The sequence below is a fragment of the Microcystis sp. 0824 genome (assembly GCF_003112475.1).
Classification (GTDB): domain Bacteria; phylum Cyanobacteriota; class Cyanobacteriia; order Cyanobacteriales; family Microcystaceae; genus Microcystis; species Microcystis aeruginosa_C.
Map to the genome: position 1 here is coordinate 117,922 of NZ_BDSM01000050.1, position 22,659 is coordinate 140,580.

The following is a 22,659-nucleotide window of genomic DNA, read 5'->3' on the forward strand; positions in this document are numbered from 1 at the left end:
TAGCTAGGCGAAAATTGACTAAGTTGGCAAATAATTAGGCGAAAAGACTGGGTTTACCCAGTGTTGCAAGGGATGCTATATAAGTGATAGCTGCTCGCCATTGACTGGGGTTGATTCGGAGATAAATTTGACTGTTTGCATTTGAGCCGTTAACCATTGTTGGAATAAATCATTGCGTAAGCGTTGACGGGTGGGAGGATCCAGTTCACAGGATAAATATTTTTCTAGCCGGACAATCACGACCCATTCTCCCACTTGCGTCGGTGGCCACAGTTGCCCCGGTTTACTTGCTTTGAGAATTTGCCCGATCTGGGGATGGGGGGCACTCAGTTCCACCGGTCCGATTAGTCCTCCGCTTTCCGCTTCTGAGCCTTGGGAGTATTTTTTGGCTAGTTCAGCGAAGCTATTTTCTCGATCCTGTATCCGGAAAAATAGTTCTTGGGCAATGCCGAGATTTTTTGTCCGAATCAGCGAATAAACCACCTTATCCAATTGATTTTTGACTTGCAAGAAGTAGGATTCTACTTTGTTATCCCAAGTCTCCTGTTTAAATTTTTCCAATTTAATGTCCCGAAGAATTAGATATTCTAGTTGTTCGGAATCCATCCCGTTTTGTTGTAACCAAGATTTCATTTGTTCATCGTTGGCAATTTGATTATTTTGATAGAAACGGGAATAGGCGGCGTTTCTTTCTTCGGGATTGCAGCTGATATTGGCGATCGCTTGCTCGATAATCACTTCCCGGATTAACTGCGGCAGCATACCATATTTTGCCAAAAGAGACAAGACCTGTGACTCGCTAATTTTTTGGTCGCCGATTTCAACAATTGAACTCATAATAAATACATTTTCCTCACAGAAAGGCTTAAAACTATAAACTCTAGAAGCTTCTAAATTTTATTGAGGTGATTATACGTCAAAAGAGGGATTTCAAGCTATTGCCCCCTATTCTAATGTGAGTTTTCCACCGTGAAAGCCGAAAATTACGGAAATTAAACAAATAAGTCGGTCCTCTCGGTGGGGATGGTGAGGGGAAGTGATCCTGGTCTGGCCGATAGGCCTGCCCAAAAATCCTGCTCAGAAACCCCTAATCACGGCTCTAATTGACTAAAATAGACTTCTTGCAGAAGTGGGGGAAGGGGGAGAGGGGAAATTTTAACCTTTAACCCTTAACCCTTAACCCTATAATATGCAACCCTTTTCCCTACATTTGCGGAAAGTTTTTTGATTTATGCAAGAGATCTAATGATAGGATATAGGTCTAGCTGCCTTGGAGAGGTGGCAGAGTGGTCGATCGCGCTCGACTTGAAATCGAGTAACCAGCAATGGTTCGTGGGTTCAAATCCCACCCTCTCCGTACTCAACCAATCAAATTGAGACTCAGGTTGCACGATTGTTCGTAGACAGGGGAAAATAAAATATACTAGGCTAAAAAGATAACATGAGGCAGTAGCCCCCCGGCATGGTTTTTTGGAAAAGATTGTTTAATAGCTCGGAAGTCACTGCATCACCTGACTATTCGGGAGACTTGGTAGAGGTTGCTCAGAACGACCTCGGACAGACGCGAGTGTTTTTTAGTACCGATCGAGAGCTAGATCTGTATGAGTTAGAAGAACTTTGTGACTCGGTAGGTTGGGCCCGTCGTCCTTTACGCAAAGTTAAAAAGGCGATCGAATGTAGTTTTTTAGTGGTATCGATGTGGGAAGTGCGAGGTAATCGCCGTCGTTTGGTGGGTTTTGCTCGTGCCACTTCCGATCACGCTTTTAATGCTACGGTCTGGGATGTGGTTGTTCATCCTCACTATCAAAGTAAAGGCTTTGGTAAAGCATTAATGAAATTTATGATCAGGAAGTTGCGGGGTGAGGACATCAGTAATATAACTCTTTTCGCCGATCCACAGGTGGTGGATTTCTATCGTCGTCTCGGTTTTGTTCTCGATCCCGAAGGTATCAAAGGGATGTTTTGGTATCCCGATTAAGAATGCGGCTCTTAGGCTATACTAAAAAAAGAGTTTGTTTCGGGATGTAGCGCAGCTTGGTAGCGCGCCTGCTTTGGGAGCAGGATGCCGCAGGTTCAAATCCTGTCATCCCGACTGGAGAAAAAATTATTAAAATCCTAACTTTGTCTCCGTTCCGGTTGACAAAAAAGGCTGCCTTCTTTTATGGCCAAACTCAGGTGAATTAGCTGGAAAATTAGGGAGTTTGGGGAGAGAAGCAGGAGATTCTTGGGGAATAACAAGGGTCTTTCTCTAGAAAAATTGCCCTTGCCTCCCCGTGTCTCCCACTGCTCCTTGTCATATCTCGACAGACGATTATTCTTCTTCTTCGTAATCCTCCTCGAAATCGTCCTCCTCCCCTTCCTCATCAGCTGCTGACCAGCTGTCGCTAATGGGTTGGCGACTAAAGCGACTGCTGCCGCGGGAGGAGAGGAAAGCCATCTCATCATCCTCTAAATCGACCACATCACCCTCAGCGTAGGCGCGAGCGGTTTGATCGTCAAGAATCATATCGCTATCGTCACTACTATCGCCGAAACCGGGACGGGGGGGGAAGCCGATCGCGCCGGGGGCAGCGTAATAGCTACGATTGTTGTAGTTATATTCCTCCTCTGGGGGGGTGTAATCGCTGATCCCCGCCGTGTTTTCGTGGGAATTGAAGCCAGTACCCGCCGGAATCAGACGACCGATAATCACGTTTTCCTTGAGACCGCGTAACCAGTCGGACTTGCCTTCGATCGCCGCTTCGGTGAGGACGCGGGTGGTTTCTTGGAAGGAGGCGGCACTGATAAAGCTATCGGTATTCAAGGAAGCTTTGGTGATCCCCAGTAGTACAGGCGTATATTTAGCCGCCGCCCCACCGGTGATCGACATGGCTTCGTTTACTGTTTCCACCTGTCGCAGTTCCAACAATTCCCCGGGTAACATACTGGTATCGCCGCCGTCATCGATCCGCACCTTAGAGGTCATCTGACGTACGATCACTTCGATGTGTTTATCGGCAATATCGATCCCCTGGGATTGATAGACCGACTGTACCTGATCGACGAGGAACATCTGGGTTTTTTCCAAGGCCTTCAGGGCTGCCTCGTAACTGCCCAAGCTATCCACATAATAATTAAAGAACACCTCTAAAATCTCGTGGGGATTAGCCTGACCATCGGTTAACGCCTGGCCCACATCGATACGCTGATTATCGCTCACCAGAGGGTTTTGACTGCCTAAAAGCGGATATTCACTGATCGTGCCGTCATCCTCGACCACCTTAATATCGACAATCTCAGAATCTTGGTACTCCACTTGACAAACTCCCGGTTTGCGTGACAGAACACAAGCCTCTTTCGGTTTACGCGCTTCGAGCAGTTCTTCGATTCTCGGTAAACCTTGAATGATATCCCCAGTTTTCGAGCGCTCAAACACCAACAGCACCAAATTATCGCCCCGTTGGACCAAATCCCCCTCATCGATGTGCAGAATGGCCCCCGCCGATACTCGGTAGGGTCGGGCGCTACGCAGACGGATTTCGTAGCCAGTGACGGTTTCGTCAACGGCCAGCACTTGACCAGAATTGGGGGCTAAAACTCCGTCACCGATCTCAGTTTCGGCGATCACCAGATCCCCAGCTTTGACGGTGGGAGCAACGGCGAGCGGGAGAATAAACTCGTCACGGTCACTCACAATTAAAAGACGGCGCACCGCTTCGCTACCCTTGCGAATCCCGCGAATTTCTCCAACTTCCTTACACTGGATCTCGGTTCTGGCCACCACTGCTCCAGGTGGAATTTCATCGCCATCTTGGACGAGAACGCGAGTCTGAACATTGCCACCTAAAGGATCACTATCACTATCCCGACGCAGCACCAGAGATTCCAGAATAACTAACTGTAAACGCTGACAATCGCTGTCCTCGCACCGCTTCGCGGATCCCTGCGGGATCGGTTCTAACTCGATATCGGCCGTCAGATGGGAGACCGATTCTGGTTCTTCGCTAGAAATTTCTAGGACTAATTGGGTGCTAATCAGTTGACAACCCTCAACGGATTTAACTCTTTCCCCGTCTTTAAAGAAGATGCGCTGCACCGATCGCAGTTCGATATGTCGTCCTCCTTCTTGGTTAGCGGAACCTTGGGTGGGAGAAGTGGATTGGTCCTGTACGGTGAACTCCTGTACCGGTCGCAACAGTAACCCCAAACCCTCGTTAGTTTCTACCCATTCGGCTTGCCGTAACTCCTCGATCGTCACTTCGGGAGTCAACTGTGTCCCAGGGTAAATTAACTGTTCTTGGGCAATTCCGGAGGATTCTGGTTCGAGATCCATAAATAACAGCCCCGGTTTGACAATAATCTCCCGGAGGATGTCATTTTTCTGGATCACTTCCACCACACCGCTAGAGTTACAGAAGATGTCTTTAACCACTTCTTCCCCCGCTTCCACATACTGGCCATCTTCCACCTGTAAGAGGGAGATATCTTTATTGACTTCGTGGGTTTCTTCGGGAATCCAGAGGATCGTGCCGCCTTTGGTGATTTCATACCCCTGTTTACGGCTGCCTTTGGAGACTTCGATATCGACGTATTTAATCATGCCGCCGGTGTGGGTTTGATAGCGATCATCGATTAACTCGGCGACAATGGCATGATTCTGTACTTTTGTCCCCGGAGTGGTTTTCAGCAGGAAGCGTTGACCGTCTCCGGTATGAATAATAAATTGTTCCCGACCAGCACTACTTTCTACTTTTACTTCGGCCTGATCCAAAGACACGGAAGCGGTGACGATATCGATTTCCCGGCTATTGGGGGCTAAACGCACCAAACCGCCGTTAGTGGATACCAACTTAGTTTCCGCCAGAACATCCCCCACTTGTACTTTATCGCCGTTACTGACCACGGGTTCAGCCCCCGGGGGCAAGTTATACACTTCTCCGGAGAGAATCCATAGTAATCCCCCCCGTTGGGCGATGCGGGTGGTATTGCCTTGGCGATCGGTTTTTTCCTCTGGGACTAATTGGGAGAATAGCACCTCGCCGGCTAAGTCACTGGTTACGTCTTTTGTGGCTTTTTCCGTGGATTTTTGGACTTTATCGGAGGTAATTTCCGCTAGTAACTGTTCCTCGCTTACTGTTGCCCCATCGGTGACGAATAGCAGCGACCCCGGAGTCAAAGAGTAGGTGACAGTTTCTTTAGTTTTATCCTTGGGCGTTAATTTAATTTCCCCTGGGGCCTCCACCTGATCCCGTTCATCCCCGTGGCGAGTTCGCACGTTACGGATACTTAACCCCGGCAGAAAACGCACAGTTCCCTCGAAGGGACTCCGCACTTGCCGGGCTACTTCTCCGGTAAATACGCCCCCGGTGTGGAAGGTACGCATGGTTAACTGAGTCCCCGGTTCTCCGATCGATTGGGCGGCAATAATCCCCACTGCTTCACCCATATCCACCGGATGACCGTGGGCCAGACTCCAACCGTAACAGGTTTGACAAACCGAGCGGGCCGCTTCACAGGTTAAGGGGCTGCGGACTTTGATTTTATCGACGAGTTTGCCCAATTTTTCGGCGGTTTCGTCATCGATAATTTGGTTGCGGGTGGCGATCACTTCTCCGTTGACCACCACATCTTCGGCCAGGGAACGACCTAATAGGCGATCGCTTAAGGGGATTAACACGCGATCGCCATCGGTCATGGCGGTTAATTCGATGTAACGATTGGTGCCACAATCGGCCTCGCGGACGATGACATCTTGGGACACATCGACGAGACGACGGGTCAGATAACCGGAATCTGCCGTCCGTAAGGCTGTATCAACTAAACCTTTGCGGGCCCCGTAGGAGGAAATAACGTATTCGGTAACGGTCAATCCTTCCCGGAAGTTAGTCTTAATCGGGAGGTCAATAATTTCCCCCTGGGGATTGGCCATTAATCCCCGCATTCCGACTAACTGACGCACTTGGCTCATATTACCCCGCGCCCCGGAGAAAGCCATCATATAGACGGAGTTGAGGGGATCGGTAACTTGGAAGTTGCGAATTACTTCATCTTTAAGCGATTCAGATGTACTATTCCAAGTGTCAATTACTTTTTGGAAGCGTTCCACTTCGGTGATTTCCCCGCGCACATAACGCTGTTCGGTTTGCCGGATTTCCTGTTCGGCACTTTCGATCATCTGTCGTTTAGCCGGCGGTACGGTTAAATCATCCACACTAATGGAAACCCCTGCTTTGGTAGCGAAACGAAAACCGAGGTTTTTCAATTCATCGGCCATTTGTGAACAGCGCGCCGAACCGTAGTTTTGATAGGCCCAAGCGATCAGTTTTTTCAGTTTTCCTTTGTCAACAGTTTGGTTATAAAACATCTCGATCCGGGTAACAAGTAAACAGCTATTAGCTATCAGCATTCAGCATTCAGCTATCAGTTAGAAAAGGGAACAGGAAACAGGGAATAGGGAACCTGGAATAGGCAAATTTTTACTTTACTGTCCTTTTTTTGGCTTTTTCCTTGAAAATTCTCTCCTGTCTCCTGACTGGAAAGAGGGTGTAGGGTGTGGGGTGTAGGGAAAGAAACCTCTTTCATCTGTGGGGGTGAAAATTTTTTCATCGGGACTGACTCCTGACTTCTCACTGATAACTGATAACTGATAACTGATAACTGATAACTGATAACTGATAACTGAAATTACACTTCCGATTCTTCTTCCTCAAGGTCTTCCGTGGTTAAGGATTCGTAGGTGGGGCGAGAGGGGGCGCGACGGCCGACATCGACCATCAGATCCACCTCCACATCGCGGGAAGTACCATCGGGGGCATTTTCCACCTTGTGAACGGCGATATCGAGGCCGAGGGATTGCAATTCTCGCATCAAAACCTTAAAGGATTCTGGCGTACCTGGGCGGGGAATCGGCTTGCCTTTTACGATCGCATTTAAAGCCTCATTCCGTCCTTGCATATCATCGGACTTCACCGTTAGCAATTCCTGCAAAGTATAGGCCGCCCCGTAGGCCTCCAGGGCCCAGACTTCCATTTCTCCGAAGCGTTGGCCTCCCTGTTGAGCTTTACCGCCCAAGGGTTGCTGAGTAACCAAGGAGTAGGGACCGGTAGAACGGGCGTGAATTTTATCATCAACCAGGTGAACCAGTTTTAACATATAAGCCATACCGACGGTAACGGGACGGTCAAAGGGTTCGCCGGTGCGACCATCATAGACGGTGACTTTGCCAGCGTGTTCTTCCTTGAACACCCAATCGCGATTGGGTTTTTTCGAGGCGTTTTCTAGCAATCCGTGGACGGTTAAACGGCTGGCTTCTTCCCCATACATTTCGTCAAAAGGAGTAATCTTAAAGCGCACGCCCAGATTTTCGCCGGCCCAACCCAGTAAACATTCAAACACCTGACCGACGTTCATGCGACTGGGAACCCCTAGGGGATTGAGAACGATATCGACGGCACGACCATCGGGGAGGTAGGGCATATCTTCTAGGGGCAGAATCCGAGAAATAATTCCTTTATTGCCGTGACGACCCGCCATTTTATCGCCCACTTGGATTTTGCGTTTTTGGGCAACATAGACCCGCACCACCATATTGGCCCCGGGGGGTAATTCATCCCCCTGTTCGCGGGTAAATACCCGCACATCCACTACCCGGCCTTTTTCGCCGTTGGGGACGCGCAGGGAGTTATCGCGTACATCCCGGGCTTTTTCGCCGAAAATTGCCCGTAGTAGTTTTTCTTCGGGGGGTTGGTCTGATTCTCCTTTCGGGGTGACTTTCCCCACGAGGATATCGCTGGCTTCTACCCAGGCACCGACGCGAATAATGCCGCGTTCATCGAGGTTTCGCAGGGCATCTTCACCGACGTTGGGAATTTCCCTGGTGATTTCCTCCGGTCCGAGTTTGGTTTGACGGGCTTCGATTTCGTATTTTTCGATGTGGATACTGGTATAGACATCTTGTGCCACCAGTCGTTCACTGATTAAAATTGCGTCTTCGTAGTTATAGCCTTCCCAGGGCATATAGGCGACGAGGATATTCTGGCCGAGGGCGATTTCTCCTCCTTCGGTGGCGGAACCATCGGCGAGGATCTGTCCGGGGACAACCTGTTCACCTTGATAGACTAAAGGACGCTGATTTAAGCAGGTATCTTGGTTAGAGCGTTGATATTTCTGAATTTCGTACTCGATCTCGCTCTTGCCAAAAATCTCTTTGTCTTGATCCGCTACTTTGATGCGAATCCGGTTAGCATCAACGTAGGAAACGACCCCATTGGTACGCGAAACGATGACCATGCCAGAGTCGCGAGCGGCCTGTGCTTCTAATCCCGTTCCCACAAGGGGACGTTCGGGACGCAGCAGGGGGACTGCTTGTCGTTGCATATTAGAACCCATGAGGGCGCGGTTAGCGTCGTCGTGTTCGAGGAAGGGAATCAGGGAAGTGGCCACCGAGACAATTTGGACGGGGGAAACACAAACGTAGTCCACTTGTTCGGGGGAAGTGGTGGAGAATTCCTGCCGATAGCGCACTGGGATAGTTTCGCCGAGGATATAACCATTTTCATCGGTGGCCACGTCTCCAGGGGCCACCCGCAGATCGTCTTCTTCGTCGGCGGTTAGGTATTTAACGGGGAGATCATAGCGTACTCGGCCATTTTCCACCACATAACAGGGGGTTTCAATAAAACCGTAGTCGTTGACGCGAGCGTAGGTGGCCAGGGAACCGATTAAACCGGCGTTGGGACCTTCTGGGGTTTCCACCGGACAAATGCGACCGTGGTGGGAGGGGTGGATGTCGCGCACGGCAAAACCGGCCCGTTCCCTGGTGAGACCGCCGGGTCCAAGGGCGGAAATGCGGCGTTTATGGGTCAATTCCGCTAGGGGGTTGGTTTGATCCATGAACTGGGAGAGTTGCGAGGAACCAAAGAATTCTTTAATGGCCGCTACTAGGGGTTTCGGGTTGACTAGGGAAGCGGGGGTGAGGTTTTGGGATTCACTGACGGTCATCCGTTCCCGAATGATTCTTTCTAAGCGGTTTAAACCTACTCGCACTTGGTTTTGTAGCAGTTCACCCACGGAACGGACGCGACGGTTGCCGAGGTGGTCGATGTCGTCGGTGTTGCCGATGTCAAATTCGAGGTTAATTAGGTAGTCGATCGCTGCTAAGATGTCGGTGGTGGTGAGAACGCGCTGGTTATCGGGGACGTTGAGGCGTAGTTTTTTGTTGAGTTTATAACGACCAACGCGACCGAGATCGTAGCGTTTATTGTCAAAAAAGCGCGATTCGAGCAGTTGTTGTCCGCCGGTGACGGTGGGAGGTTCCCCGGGGCGTAGTTTGCGGTACAGGTCGAGCAGGGCTTCTTCTTCGCTGGGATTGCCTTCTTTGTCAAGGGTTTTTTGGTAGAATTCGGGATGCCGTAGGGAGTCCAAGATTTCGTTATCGCTCAATCCGATCGCTTTCAGGAGAACTTGGGCGGATAATTTGCGGGTTTTGTCGATTCTGACCCAGACTAAGCCGTTTTTGTCGGTTTCAAATTTTAACCAAGCTCCTCGGTTGGGAATCAGGGAAGCGGAGTAGGTGCGGCGACCGTTTTTGTCGATTTCGGCTTTGTAGTAAACACCGGGGGAACGGACGATCTGATTGACGATGACTCGTTCGGCACCGTTAATGATGAAGGTTCCCCGTTCGGTCATCAGGGGTAAATCGCCGATAAAGACTTCCTGTTCGATGTTTTCTCCCGTTTCTTTGTTGATTAAACGGGTGGGAACGTACATCTGAACGGAATAGGTGCTATCGCGTCGTTTGGCTTCATCGACGTTGTATTTCGGTTCTTTGAGTCTGTAGTCCTGGCCGAGAAAATGTAGTTCTAATTTACCTGTATAGTCGCTGATGGGGGAAAAGCTGTTCAGTTCCTCGATTAGTCCTTCTTCCAAAAACCACCGAAAACTGGAGTGTTGGATTTCGATGAGGTCGGGTAAGAGGTTAAAGGTAAGATTGTTCATTATGGTTACAAGGGCTGATGACACGATAGCGACGGTCGGATATCAGTGAGCGGTGAGGGGATGGGTGATGGGGGAGTAGGGGAACACCGGAGAATAAATAAAAGCTTTCTCCTGACTCCTGACTCCTGACTCCTGACTCCTGACTCCTTTCTCCTGTCTAATAAACTATGTTTTTTAACTGGGGAGTTGAAATAAGTTGCGGGCGTTGTGGGTGGTTTGTTCGGCTAGGGTTTCGACCGGATAGCCGCGCAGACGGGCGACGGTTTCGGCCACGTGGAAGACGAAGGAGGGTTCACAGGGTTTACCTCGGTGGGGATTGGGGGAGAGAAAGGGGCAATCGGTTTCGATCAGTAGGCGATCGCTGGGGACAATTTGGGCGGCAGCTTGCACGGTTTTACTGTTTTTGAAGGTGACAATGCCGCTAAAGCTGATGTAAAAACCCAAATCTAAAAACCATTGAGTTTCTTCGGGGTTGCCAGTCCAGCAGTGCATCACGCCGCGAATTTTGCCCACTTGTTGCCGAAAGGCGATGATTTCCTCCCGCATGACCGGGGCCGCATCTCGACAATGGATAATCACGGGTTTATCGAGACGATGGGCGATTTCTAATTGCGTCCAAAAGACTTGTTTTTGCTGCTCTTGATTATCCGCTTTATAGAAGTCTAAACCCATTTCCCCGATCGCCACAACGCGCCGATCAGATCGGGCTAGGGATTCGATCTGATCGGCACTATTATCTCGCCATTTTTGGGCATCTAGGGGATGTAAACCGACGGCGAAGGAAATTTCCTCAAATTGATCAGCAATGGCTTTAATCGCCGCAAATTCATCTGGTTCAACACAGGAGTGAACCAGATGAACGACTCCCACACTTCGCCAACGTTCGGAGATAGCGGGCAAGTCGGCTTGCAAAACGTCAAAGTTCAGATGAACGTGCGTATCTATTAATTGCATCGACCCCCGATCGCTTGTTGCGTCTGTCCTGATTACAGCTTACTTGTTTCTTAGGAAGCTTGGCTAACTTTTTGCCAAGCTTTGGCTAAACCAGCTTTTTTTCTAGCGCCGTTGTTCCGGTGCAAGACGTTGCGCTTGACGGCTTTATCGATTTTACTGTAAGCTTCTGATAGAGCTTGTTGGGCGCTTTCTAGCCCTTCTGGGCTGGGGTTGGCTCCGTAGGCCGAGACAGCGACAAGACATTTTTTGATCAGGGTTCTTACGGCTGACTTGTACGCTTTGTTGCGTAGACGATTTCTTTCGGAGATTTGGACTCGTTTGAGTGCAGACTTTGTATTAGCCACAGTCGTTTCTTGTTCTCAATACTGGTATGGTTAATCGGGACACAGACAAACCATAATAACAGATTTGTGCTATTTGTTGCAAGAGTTTTCTGGACAAGATTGGGACAACCCCAGAGACGGGGAAGGATTGAAGGTTAAGGGGACTGTCAAACCTGAATTCAGGTTCAGGGGATTTTGCCGTGACTGTCCCGATAACTATCGCCAAACTTGTCGCCAGAGGCTAAAGTGTGCTATAAGCAGTCAGACCCTGCCCTGGTCTTTATTCTTTCCGATTAGGTAAATTACTGATGACTGAAGCTAAACGCGCCCTCATTACCGGCATCACCGGTCAAGATGGTTCCTATCTGAGCGAATTATTATTAGAAAAAGGCTATGAAGTCCACGGTATCATCCGTCGTACTTCAACTTTTAACACCGATCGCATCGATCATATCTACATTGACCCCCACCAGCCAGATGCTAAATTATTTCTTCATTATGGCGACCTCACCGACGGGACGACCCTGCGGCGTATTCTCGAACAAGTGCAACCGGTAGAAGTGTATAATTTAGGGGCCCAATCCCATGTGCGAGTTAGTTTTGATGCCCCAGAATACACCGTTGATGCAGTAGGTGTGGGAGTTTTAAGATTACTAGAAGCAATTCGGGATTACCAAAAAAGAACTGGCATCGAAGTGCGTTTCTATCAAGCAGGTTCCTCGGAAATGTTCGGGAAAGTCATGGAAGTTCCCCAAAAAGAAACCACGCCATTTTATCCCCGCAGTCCCTACGCTTGTGCGAAAGTTTACGGTCACTGGCAAACAGTCAACTATCGGGAATCCTACGACTTATTTGCCTGTAACGGCATTTTATTTAACCATGAATCCCCCCGTCGTGGAGAAACTTTTGTCACGCGCAAAATTACCCGCGCCTTGGCCCGAATTATTGCCGGACAACAGAAAAAACTCTATCTAGGAAATCTCGATTCTAAAAGGGATTGGGGTTATGCTAAGGATTATGTGCGGGCGATGTGGTTAATGTTACAACAGCAAGAACCGGATGATTATGTGGTGGCAACAAATGAAACCTATTCTATCCGGGAGTTTCTCGATATTTCCTTCCAATATGTTAATCTAAATTGGCAGGATTATGTGGAGTTTGATGAACGTTATTTGCGTCCAGCGGAAGTGGATTTATTGATAGGAGATTCCACAAAAGCTAGGGAGAAATTAGGCTGGCAGCCGTCGGTGACATTCGAGGGACTGGTAAAATTGATGGTAGATGCGGATTTAGCGGCTTTGGGGATTAATCTTAATAACGGTGGTGATAGCCAACAGTTATTAAAAGATCTGGCTTATCTTCGCAATCGTTCCTTAATTGCCGTCGATTAAAAAGTCGGGTGGGTTAGGGAAGGGCAACCCACCCTCCTGTCGGGAATGACCAGCAACTGTTAAAATGTCATACATTAGATGTGTAATTAATTTTGCTTAGGTACTTATTAGGTAGTTACAAGAAAAAAGACGGTATATTGCTCAAAAAAGTCAACAAAAGTAGCCGTACTAAAAACAAAATATTTCCCGTTTGTAGAACTATTCTCATAAGGAAATTGGCAAGAAAATTGGTGCTTTAGAAAAAAGCCGCGGTGACATAAAAACACTATTAACCTTAGGTTTTGGAGAGATTTATGTAGAAATTGAAGAGATAATCGGCAAAATGACTAACCCTACTATCTTAGAAAAGCTACTAAAATTAGCAGCTACTGCTAATTCTCTCGCAGAATTTAAGCAGTTTTTGGCAAGAATCCAATAATCTTATACTAGGACGATGCACTGCCTACCATGACGAATCTCTTCCTTGCAATAACCAGCTAAAATTGTCATTGTGAGGGAGTAATTGACAAGTAATCTTCAGTCATTAACGAATAAAATTAATCTGACAAATATTAAGAGGAATAATCGGTTCAAACGATTCAAACGGTTCGGTTCACGATCAATTAACCCGTCAAGACGGAAACGATAGTTTAATTGGTGGTTCTGGCGATGATTTACTCACCGGTGGTAATGGTAGCGATAACTTTATCTTCAACAGTAGTAATTTAGGCATCGATGCCATCAGCGATTTCACCCCAGGCAGCGATAAAATAGTATTAAGTAAAGCCATCTTTTCCGCTTTACAAAGTAGCATTGGCAATGGCTTCAGTCAACCGGCTGAATTTGCCAGCGTCGATGACGATGATTTAGTCGCCACTAGCAGTGCTCTTATCGTTTACAGTAACAGTAGTGGCAGTATCTACTACAATCAAAATGGTAGTGCTGCTGGCTTAGGAAGTGGCTCTGAATTTGCCAATTTGTTGACTGTTCCTACCCTGATGGCGGCTGATTTCACACTGATAAATTAACCTAGCCAAACAGCCACTAATTTTACCACTAAAATTAGTGGCTACTGCTAATTCTCTCGCAGAATTTAAGCAGTCTTTGGCAAGAATCCAATGTCGTAATTCTTGACATCCTCACCGCCGTAAACGGACGGTGATTCCCAAACCTCACGATTTGAGTTTCTGCTTCTTTCCCGAAGGATTTTTCGCACCTGCCTTAACAGATTTACTCTGTTCTGGTCTTATGGTCGCTCTACAGACTGACACCGCAAGCCCTGCGGCCAAAATGTTTTTACTAGCGTTAATATCTCGGTCATGGTGTGTCCCACAGTCTGGACAGTCCCACTCTCGAACATTTAACGGCATCTTCAAGGGCAATATGCCCGCAATTACTGTACCTTTTAGAACTGGGAAACCATCTATCTATTTCGATGTAATTTCTACCGTACCAACGGCATTTATAGGCTAATTGTCGAGTGATTTCTCCCCAGCTAACGTCAGATATTGCCTGAGATAACTTGGGGTTTTTGACCATATTCTTGACGGCTAAATTCTCAACCACAATCGTTTGGTTTTCACGAACTAATTGAGTGGTTAGCTTATGTAAATGGTCTTTTCTGTTATCAGTAATTTGAGCGTGAATCTTGGCTACTTTGATTCTTGCTTTTTCCCGATTCTTTGAGCCTTTCTGTTTTCTAGAAAGGCTTTTTTGTGCCTTTCGCAGTCTCCGATAATGTTTCTTAAAATGCTTGGGATTAGATACTTTATCGCCGTCGCTGGTAATGACAAGGCTACTAATTCCTAAGTCAATTCCGATGGCTTTATCTGTTACTGGTAATGGCTTAATCGTTGGGTCATCAAATCTAATTGAAATATGCCAGCGTCCAGAGGGATGTAATCTGACTGTTACTGTGCTTGGTTCACAGCTTTCTGGGATTTGTCTTGACCATCGAATAGGTAAAGGTTCTGTGCATTTAGCTAAATAGATTTGTCTGTCTTTAAATTTAAAAGCAGATTTGGTAAATTCGGCACTTCCTCCTTGATGTTTTTTCTTAAAGTTAGGATACTTATTACGACAAGCAAAGAAGTTAGTAAAAGCTGTTTGTAAATGTCTTAACCCTTGTTGTAAGGGTACACAGCTTACTTCATTGAGAAAGTTTAATTCTTCTTGTTTTTTCCACTCGGTTAGCATTGAAGAAGTTTCAGCATATCCTACTCTTTCTTGTCTTTCATGCCAAGCTTGTGTTCGTTCGTGGAGAGCTTTATTGTAAACCAATCTTACACATCCCAAAGTGCGCCGCAATAGCGACTCTTGTTCGGGTGTGGGGTAAAATCGGTAAGAATAGGCTTTTTCCATACCTCACATTTTAGCATATATTTCGTAAACGATGCTCATATTTAACAGCAAAGCCAACCTAAAACGGCGGGGTTTCAGACCCAAATTTTCGATGAGACCTGAGACCCCTAAAAGGTTAACCAGAAAATTCCAGATAGATTGGAAATGTCGTTGGTGTAACTGGTTATCTACGGGTGTTTCGTCAGAACAGGGCAATTCTTCGGCACTGGGAAGAAGGCGATTTTTATTGTAGTCCAGGTTAACCATAGCTCCCGCAAGCGTGGTGTTTGATTGATGCCAATTCTAGCAGATAGCCTCGATGCGCTGTGACCAAGGCAGTCCGGGTAAAGATAACCGCAGCGCTCAACTTCCGCAAGAATGCTAATATAAAAAAGCTATTGGCTAATTTTTTCCTATTTTAACTCGCAATATGCTCCCGTCTAATCTTGATCGCATCGTCGAACGCCTCAAACGTCGTACCGATCCTAAGCAAAAATACGAACAATTACTAGCTTTTGCTAAAAAACTAGAACCAATACCAGAATCTGCCAAAATACCCGCTAATAAAGTTCATGGCTGTGTATCCCAAGTTTATATCACCGCCGACCTCGAAAATGGCCAGGTTTGGTACAAAGGGGATTCCGACGCACAATTAGTCAAGGGTTTAGTTGCTTTGTTAATCGAGGGGTTAAATGGACTGACTCCCACAGAAATCCTGCAAGTCACCCCGGATTTTATCGAAGAAACCGGCTTAAAAGTCAGTCTTACCCCTTCTCGCGCCAACGGCTTTTATAATATTTTCCAATTAATGCAGAAAAAAGCTCTCGGTTTTCAGTTGGGAATGTCCGCTTAGATGTCTAGTTTTCTGGTTCCGGTTCCTTTAATTCAGGAATCTCGCAGTTTTGGAAACGAGTATCCACCAGCGAACGGGTACAACCCCAATTACTCGGTATTCCCGACGGCCAACCCATCCGCAAAGCTTCCGGACAGATGGCCATCACCGTTAGCTGACAGTCAATTAACTGAAAACCCTCTTTCTCACACTGTTTGAGACTGTGTTTGAGAATCGAATCATTGTTAAATTCGATGGTTTTATTGCACTGAATACAGACCAAATGATGATGGTGGTGGGGATAGGGTTGATTGAGTTCGTAGTGTTTATGACCTTCGGCCAATTCCAACTCCCGCAAAATCCCCATCCGCGACATCAGTTTAACACTGCGGTAAATCGTCGATAAACTAATTCCCTCCCCCCTTTTGTCCAGTAATTCCTGCAATTCCTCAGCACTGAGATGATTGCCTTTCGGTAAATTCTGGAAAACGTGCAGAATTTTCTCTCGCTGGGGAGTTAAGCGCCACCCCCGCGCGTTGAGTTCCGCTTTCAGGGAGGAAGCAGTGTAGGCAGACATAAGCGATCAACTCTCAATAAAAGCTATTTAATTGACAATGATAGTCGTTTCGGCGAGCCATTGGCAACAATTTTAAGTAGTTGAAAATTCCCCCAGCATTCGAGTATGAAAAATTACTATGAAGTCCTCCAAATTCCCCGTAATGCCAGCAATAATCAGATAAAAGCCGCTTTTCGTCGTCTGGCCCGGCAATATCACCCCGATTATAATCCCAATGATCCAGAGGCAGTGACAAAATTTCGGGAAATTGAACAAGCTTATCGGGTTTTGAGGGATAAAGACAAAAGAAAAGAGTATGATCGCCGTTTATACCCAGAAATACCCACTTTTAACCGTAGTGCCGAGGATTTTTATCAACAGGGATGGCACTACGCTCAAGAGAAAAATTATCAACTAGCGATCGCTTTTTACCAGCAAGCGATCGCAATTAATCCGCAATTTTGGCAGGCCTATCTGCAACGGGCGGAAGTTTACTACTATAATCAGCAGGATCGGCAAGTTTTAAGCGATTGTCGGCAAGTTTTGCAGTTAAAACCCGATTGTTCCCAAGCTTACTATTACCTCGGTTTATCCCGTCAACGACTCGGTTACACCCAATCCTCCCTAGAAGCTTATGGCAAAGCAATCGCTATTGACCCAAATAATCCCCAATTCTATTATCAAAGAGGATTGGCTCTAGAGGAACTCTCGGAACTGCCAGCAGCACGAAAAGATTTTCAAATAGCGGCAAAAAAATTTAAGCAACAGGGAAATTTTCGCCGCTATCATGCCATTGAAAATAAATTAAGAGATGCTCATAAAAGTTATCGACAACGGCAATCAATCAAGTGGTCAAAAACTCTTTTTATTGTTGTTAATTTGCTGAAAATCTCTTGCTCATCTTTGCTCAAACCCAAGACAGGTCTGGCAGAGGCTTTTTTAAAGCTCAACCGTAATCAGGCTTTAGCTACAGGGGTATTGGCGGCAATAATCAGCAGTTTTTTTATCGCTTTGACTTGGCAAAACTGGACAGTTAAATCTGAGTTTGTGCTGTTATTAGGCTGGGCAGTATTTCCTTTTATTATTCTGACTTTATCTAGTTGTTTGGGCAGAAAATTAAGTAATAAATATGGTGGTTTTACTGGCGATATATTTTTAGGTGGCTTAATAATTTTGCCCTTTTCCCTCGTCATTTGGCTCACTTCCTATTTATCCATAAATGGTGATATTATTGGCGCAATTATCGGTATAACGGGCGGTTATCTAACTGGAATACTCTACTATAGTTATCGCCATTTATCCAATATTTCTTCGCAGATCTCTTTACTTTTACTCCCTTTTGTGCTAAGTTTTCTTACGGTTAATATCTGGGTAGTTTATTATTATCTCTAAATCTTCTGGAGTATTACAGTTAAATAAAATCTCAGAATTATCGATGATTAATTCCTCCACCACAGCGGCATTTAACCACTTTTGAAAAGAAGTTCCCCCCTGCTTAATATAAGTCTGCAAAGATGCTAAACAACGACGATGATAAAAAGCACAGAGAGGCTCCCAACGATTGCCGCAGCGGGGAACCAAAGCGATGGCATTTTCCGGTACAGTGGCTAGTAATCTTGACCATTCTTGAATAATTGGGGGCGTTAGTAAAGGTAAATCGCAAGGGAGTAATAAAACCCAATCGGTTGATACAAAAGTTAATGCCAAGGCAAAGGCCAATAAAGGACCCCTAGTGGGAAGCGGTTCCTTGATTATTTGGCAGTATTGGGGAATGATCAGTTCATAACGTTCCGGCCAAGGCGTAATCACAGACACTTGTACGGCACAATCTTGGGCAATTAAACAGATATTCTCCAGAAAAGAGAGACCCTGAAAAGATAACAATGCTTTATCTCGTCCCATACGGGAACTTTGACCACCAGCCAGAATTAACGCCGTTAAAGCGGGAAAATCACTCATAATAACCAGTTCTAAAGGATAAACCACAGAGGCACAAAGGACACGGAGAAGAAGACAGAAAGGACAAGAGAGCCTACTAATCTAGCCAACTTGCTCCAATCTATGCTAGTCTGTTGACATTTATAAGATATCCATAAACAAGCACTAGATGAATTCCAATTTAATCAAAGTTCCCTTTGTGGATTTGACTTGGCAAAATCAGCCCCTACAGGCAAAAATTACCGAGGCCATCCAAACAGTTATCGACCGAGGAGATTTTGTTTTAGGCCAAGCTTTAGCCGAATTTGAAACCGCCTTCGCCCAAGCTTGCGGAGTCGAGTATGCTGTGGGAGTAGCTTCCGGCACTGCCGCTCTTGCCCTTGCTTTACAAGCTTACGGCATCGGTGCCGGGGATGAAGTGCTAGTCCCCGCTAATACCTTTGTCGCTACCCTCATGGGTGTTATGCAAGCGGGAGCTAAACCGGTTTTAGTTGATTGTCACCTCGATACAGCCCTAATTGACCTCGCAGCGGCCGCCCAAAGAATTACCCCCAACACCCGCGCCATTCTCCCCGTACACCTGTACGGACAGATGGTATCACCCCAACAATTAGAGGATTTTGCCCGCAGCTATAATCTGACTATCTTTGAAGATGCGGCCCAGGCCCATTTAGCCAGTAGAGAAGGTTATCGCGCCGGCAGCATCGGTGTGGCGGCGGGGTTTAGTTTTTATCCCAGTAAAAATTTAGGTGCTTTTGGCAATGGCGGAATGTTAGTGAGCAATGATCCCGAAATTAGCCAAAAAGCCCGCAGTTTAAGAAATTATGGCGCACCAAGCAAGTATTTTCACACCGATATCGGCACTAATAGCCGTTTGGACAGCATACAAGCGGCCATTTTAAACGTTAAACTACCCCATCTGGACAGTTGGAATCTCTCCCGTCATCAAGCGGCAAGACAATACGACCGGCTTTTGGCTCCTTTGGCCGATCAGGGCATTTTACCCATAAGGGATGAAACCGAAACTGGTCATGTCTATCATCTCTACGTTATTCGCATTCTCCCCCATTGTCCCGTTGATCGCCAACAACTACAAGAAAAATTAACTGCCGTCGGTATTCAAACCGGCATTCATTATCCGATACCTTGTCATCTGCAACCGGCCTATCGCTACCTGGGTTATCAACAGGGAGACTTTCCTCATGCAGAGAGCCTCTGTGAAGAAATTTTATCTCTCCCCATGTACCCCGGCATCGGTGAGGAGCAAATTGCAATCGTAGTTGAACAGATCACTGCGATCATTGGGTAACATAAACTCAGAATTTGTCACTAAATCGCTACGTCCTATGGGTATTAGTCCTTCCCTATCCACCGTCTCCCAGAAAAATCGGCAATCTTGGCTGATTATCGCTTTCTTGGCGGTTATCTACGGTCCGGTGATCTTTCATTGGTACGATGGTTGGCTGAATAAATCGATCAGCATTGAACACGAATACTTTAGCCACGGCTTGATCGGCCTTCCCTACGCCGCCTATATTGTCTGGCAGAATCGCAAAAAATGGCAACGCCTCGAAGATCGCTCCCACCCCCTCGGAGCGTTTTTGTTAACCCTAGGAGCGATTTTTTATCTCCTCGGTTCCTCTCTTTGGGTTAGTATGTCTTTCCCGATTATGTTAGCGGGAATCTGTCTCTGGTTAAAAGGAACGGAAGGTTTAAAATTACAGGGATTTCCCCTACTTTTAACAGCTTTAGCGACTCCTAATCCTATCCCCTACCTGATTACTCCCTATACCCTACCCCTACAGATTTTTATTGCCGCTTGCGCTGGTTTTATTCTCCAGCAAGCCGGCTTAGATGTCTCCGTTGACGGTATCTATGTAGCGGTAGAAGGTCGGATGGTGGAAGTCGCTCCCTACTGTGCGGGGCTAAAAATGTTATTCACCAGTCTTTACGTCACCCTCCTGCTGCTCCATTGGACTGATACCATCGAAAACGGTCGTAAAACGCGCTTTATGCTCCTCAGTGCCTTTGGAATTAGTGTCGGGGCTAATATCGTTCGTAACGCACTTTTAGCTTGGTTTCACGGCACAGGACAAGAGGAAAACTTTAAATTACTCCACGATAGCTGGGGGGGTGATTTGTACTCCGTCTTTATGTTATTACTCATCCTTTTGGTCTTCCAAATCATCCAGTATCGCGAGGCGCTCAGGAAACAGTCCCTGGCTCAAGAGGAACGTAACCAAGATGATTAGTCAAAAAACTCCGGACGAGGTAACTTTGGTGTTAGATAAAGTCAAAAAAAAGCTACCGGGTAATTATTTACTGGTGTTGGGTTTGCTGCTGCTGTTGATTTTAGGCGGTATCTTGCCCAATTTAATTTCTGGCCATTGGTCTTGGCTGGAGCAACCGAGAATCGGTAATATTGAGAAAATGCGGCTCCTACAAGCATCGGGAATCGAGTTGTCTGACCTGAAAACCATCGACCAGAAACAGGGCGACATCGGTGAGGGAAAATGGTCGGTACAAGTGGTAGAAAGTCCTGAGGGCAAGAGGATCACCGTGCTTTTAAAGCCACAGATCTACTATAAAAACCAACCGGGATTAGAATGGTCGGATATCACTTCGATTAGTCATTGGAATCAGGGGGAAACAACCGAGCTATCAATTCCCACCCAGTCGGGAGGAAAGGCCAAGGCTCGATTCTATCGGGCTTGGACACAAAGCACTTTTGCCGTGGTGCAATGGTATGCTTGGCTAGGTGGTGGTCATTACGATCCCTCTGTTTGGTATTGGCTTGACCAATGGGCGCAATTAAAAAGACAGAGAGTACCCTGGATAGCCGTTTCCTTGGTGATTCCCTTAGACCCGACGAAAGAACTGCAAACTCTCACTCCCTTTGCTCTCAATCTCGCTGGGGAAGTTCAAAGTTACTTAGAACAAAATGTCTTAAGTCAATTAACTTCTCTCCCTCCGCTCAAAAAAGAAAAGTAATTTTTCTGCCCGCAACCATCTCTTTCAAGAAACTAGCTCAAGGCACTTTTGAGTCCCTTAATAGCTTCTTTGTTCCTCTCCCACTAGATAAGTCCCAGAAAATAAATTATCATCGTCAGAACCCAAAAATTGATAAATCTGTATGATTCCACCAATGCTCAACAAGTTTTTGCCAGTTAGTTTATTGAGAACTGGGGCTATAGCCTTATCGGGGTTGAGTCTGACAGGGTTCTTATCGGTAATTGACTCCGAGAGCATCAAAGCCCAGGGGCCTTTGTCCATACCCCAGACTCAACCAGGAGCAGGGTTGGAATTTTTGCCCCCCGAACCGCCTAATCCCACCTTTCCTGAAAACACGATTCCCCCCACTGGCTACAGTCCTCCGGTTTACTCCCCCAATAATCCCCAATCCCGACAAATTCAGATCTATCGACTCGATATAGGCGATCAAATCACTGTCTCGGTTCCCGATTTTCCCGAATTTAATTCCACAGGTCCAGTGGATCCCGATGGGAATTTTCTGGTGCCGATTTTAGGGCGTATTCCCGTGCTGGGCTTGACTTTAGACGAAGTGGAAACTAAAATACGACTCGAATTGGGGCGAAAATACTTGCGGGAGGAACCAGAAGTCATTGCTGTTTTAACCACTGCCCGTCCTGTTGAGTTAACCATTCTGGGAGAGGTACAGCGACCGGGGTTTTATAGTATTGCTCCTAATACTTCCCTAGCACAGGTAATTTTGGCGGCGGGTGGTGGTACTCCCAGAGCCGATCTGCGTTCGATCCTTGTCCGCCGGATTTTAGTCGATGGTACAGTTTTAGAGGAGAAACTTGACCTTTATACTCCCTTGATTAAGGGGGAACGCTTGCCAGATCTGCGTCTGCAAGGGGGCGATGCCGTGATTGTTTCCAAGTTAGAAGCAGGCCAAGAAACGGGGTATAATCGCACACTGGTGGCTAAGACCACCCTCGCCCAGCAGAATATCACCGTCAGGGTTTTATCTCCCTCACTTCCTTCGGGAATTTCCCTGAGAAATGTTTCGATTCCTAATGGCAGTAGCTTCCTCGATGTGGTGGCTAGTTTACCGGTTTCTGATCGCCTGCGGATTAATGTCAATGAAGTGTCCCTGCTCCGTTTTGACAGTGCCAAAGGGGGAATTGTTAGTCAAACTTTGAGTCCGCTAGCGGCAGTTAGGGGAGACATCTCCCAAAATGTTCCCTTAGAAGATCAAGACGTAATTATCGTCACCCGCACCCTATTGGGGGAAATTTTCGCCGCTTTTAATATTATTACTCAACCCATCCGCGATCTTTCCAGTTTTACCAATACAATTCTCAACATTAGCAATCAATTCGATGGCTCACGATAATTGACGAGCAA

General features: G+C 46.7%; 16 protein-coding genes, 2 tRNA genes and 2 pseudogenes. 11 read left to right on the top strand and 9 right to left on the bottom strand.

Annotated elements, in window-relative coordinates; translation table 11 throughout:
- Positions 1–75 precede the first annotated feature (75 nt).
- Positions 76–837, bottom strand: a complete 762-nt coding sequence (locus N0824_RS16795) for a peptidylprolyl isomerase (RefSeq protein WP_108937579.1) — start codon at positions 835–837, stop codon at positions 76–78.
- 435 nt (positions 838–1,272) lie between these two features.
- On the opposite strand from N0824_RS16795, the gene N0824_RS16800 reads away from it, so the two are divergent.
- The 3 genes from N0824_RS16800 (at position 1,273) to N0824_RS16810 (ending at position 2,092) form a co-directional block, all read left to right on the top strand.
- Positions 1,273–1,357 (top strand) — tRNA-Ser (locus tag N0824_RS16800).
- 105 nt (positions 1,358–1,462) lie between these two features.
- Positions 1,463–1,978, top strand: a complete 516-nt coding sequence (locus N0824_RS16805; RefSeq protein WP_002736326.1) for a GNAT family N-acetyltransferase — start codon at positions 1,463–1,465, stop codon at positions 1,976–1,978.
- Between the two features lie 40 nt (positions 1,979–2,018).
- Positions 2,019–2,092: transfer RNA gene (locus N0824_RS16810), tRNA-Pro, on the top strand.
- Between the two features lie 219 nt (positions 2,093–2,311).
- Here N0824_RS16810 and N0824_RS16815 read toward each other — a convergent pair.
- The 4 genes from N0824_RS16815 to rpsT form a co-directional block, all read right to left on the bottom strand.
- Positions 2,312–6,343: a DNA-directed RNA polymerase subunit beta' gene (locus tag N0824_RS16815; protein WP_108937656.1), complete on the bottom strand. Its 4,032-nt coding sequence runs from the start codon at positions 6,341–6,343 to the stop codon at positions 2,312–2,314.
- 320 nt (positions 6,344–6,663) lie between these two features.
- Positions 6,664–9,975: a DNA-directed RNA polymerase subunit beta gene (gene rpoB, locus N0824_RS16825; RefSeq protein WP_108937581.1), complete on the bottom strand. Its 3,312-nt coding sequence runs from the start codon at positions 9,973–9,975 to the stop codon at positions 6,664–6,666.
- Between the two features lie 174 nt (positions 9,976–10,149).
- Positions 10,150–10,929: a TatD family hydrolase gene (locus N0824_RS16830; protein ID WP_108937582.1), complete on the bottom strand. Its 780-nt coding sequence runs from the start codon at positions 10,927–10,929 to the stop codon at positions 10,150–10,152.
- Between the two features lie 50 nt (positions 10,930–10,979).
- The gene (gene rpsT, locus N0824_RS16835) at positions 10,980–11,273 is read right to left on the bottom strand and encodes a 30S ribosomal protein S20 (protein WP_108937583.1); all 294 of its coding nucleotides are present in this window, start codon (positions 11,271–11,273) and stop codon (positions 10,980–10,982) included.
- Positions 11,274–11,560: 287 nt separating this feature from the next.
- Here rpsT and gmd point away from each other — a divergent pair, with 287 nt between their 5' ends.
- Together gmd and N0824_RS16850 are read left to right on the top strand one after the other, a co-directional pair.
- A complete protein-coding gene (gmd, locus tag N0824_RS16840) occupies positions 11,561–12,643 on the top strand; it encodes a GDP-mannose 4,6-dehydratase (protein ID WP_108937584.1) in 1,083 nt (360 codons plus the stop codon).
- Between the two features lie 563 nt (positions 12,644–13,206).
- A complete protein-coding gene (locus N0824_RS16850) occupies positions 13,207–13,650 on the top strand; it encodes a M10 family metallopeptidase C-terminal domain-containing protein (RefSeq protein ID WP_255420543.1) in 444 nt (147 codons plus the stop codon).
- A gap of 144 nt (positions 13,651–13,794) precedes the next feature.
- On the opposite strand, the pseudogene N0824_RS16860 reads toward N0824_RS16850, so the two are convergent.
- Both N0824_RS16860 and N0824_RS21950 read right to left on the bottom strand, forming a co-directional pair.
- A pseudogene (locus N0824_RS16860) lies at positions 13,795–14,983 on the bottom strand (RNA-guided endonuclease InsQ/TnpB family protein).
- A gap of 102 nt (positions 14,984–15,085) precedes the next feature.
- Positions 15,086–15,229 (bottom strand): annotated as a pseudogene (locus tag N0824_RS21950) (Uma2 family endonuclease); the annotation flags it as partial.
- Between the two features lie 163 nt (positions 15,230–15,392).
- Between N0824_RS21950 and N0824_RS16870 the strand changes: the two are divergent.
- On the top strand, positions 15,393–15,815 hold the full coding sequence (locus tag N0824_RS16870; protein WP_046663438.1) for a SufE family protein: 423 nt from the start codon (positions 15,393–15,395) through the stop codon (positions 15,813–15,815).
- Positions 15,816–15,819: 4 nt separating this feature from the next.
- Here the strand turns inward: N0824_RS16870 and N0824_RS16875 are convergent, their stop codons facing one another.
- Positions 15,820–16,371, bottom strand: a complete 552-nt coding sequence (locus tag N0824_RS16875) for a transcriptional repressor (RefSeq protein ID WP_108937587.1) — start codon at positions 16,369–16,371, stop codon at positions 15,820–15,822.
- A gap of 105 nt (positions 16,372–16,476) precedes the next feature.
- Here N0824_RS16875 and N0824_RS16880 point away from each other — a divergent pair, with 105 nt between their 5' ends.
- Complete coding sequence (locus N0824_RS16880; protein ID WP_108937588.1) at positions 16,477–17,742, top strand: J domain-containing protein; 1,266 nt, start codon at positions 16,477–16,479, stop codon at positions 17,740–17,742.
- Here the strand turns inward: N0824_RS16880 and N0824_RS16885 are convergent.
- On the bottom strand, positions 17,695–18,309 hold the full coding sequence (locus N0824_RS16885) for a molybdenum cofactor guanylyltransferase (protein WP_108937589.1): 615 nt from the start codon (positions 18,307–18,309) through the stop codon (positions 17,695–17,697). The genes N0824_RS16880 and N0824_RS16885 overlap by 48 nt on opposite strands.
- A gap of 148 nt (positions 18,310–18,457) precedes the next feature.
- Between N0824_RS16885 and N0824_RS16890 the strand changes: the two genes are divergently transcribed.
- From N0824_RS16890 to N0824_RS16905, 4 genes are all read left to right on the top strand, one after another.
- On the top strand, positions 18,458–19,597 hold the full coding sequence (locus N0824_RS16890; protein WP_108937590.1) for a DegT/DnrJ/EryC1/StrS aminotransferase family protein: 1,140 nt from the start codon (positions 18,458–18,460) through the stop codon (positions 19,595–19,597).
- Between the two features lie 37 nt (positions 19,598–19,634).
- On the top strand, positions 19,635–20,540 hold the full coding sequence (gene crtB, locus N0824_RS16895) for a cyanoexosortase B (RefSeq protein WP_108937591.1): 906 nt from the start codon (positions 19,635–19,637) through the stop codon (positions 20,538–20,540).
- Positions 20,533–21,279, top strand: coding sequence for a cyanoexosortase B system-associated protein (locus N0824_RS16900; RefSeq protein WP_108937592.1), 747 nt, complete (start codon positions 20,533–20,535; stop codon positions 21,277–21,279). Before crtB ends, N0824_RS16900 begins: the two co-directional genes overlap by 8 nt.
- A 154-nt stretch (positions 21,280–21,433) precedes the next feature.
- The gene (locus N0824_RS16905) at positions 21,434–22,648 is read left to right on the top strand and encodes a polysaccharide biosynthesis/export family protein (protein ID WP_108937593.1); all 1,215 of its coding nucleotides are present in this window, start codon (positions 21,434–21,436) and stop codon (positions 22,646–22,648) included.
- The last annotated feature ends 11 nt before the right edge of the window (positions 22,649–22,659 follow it).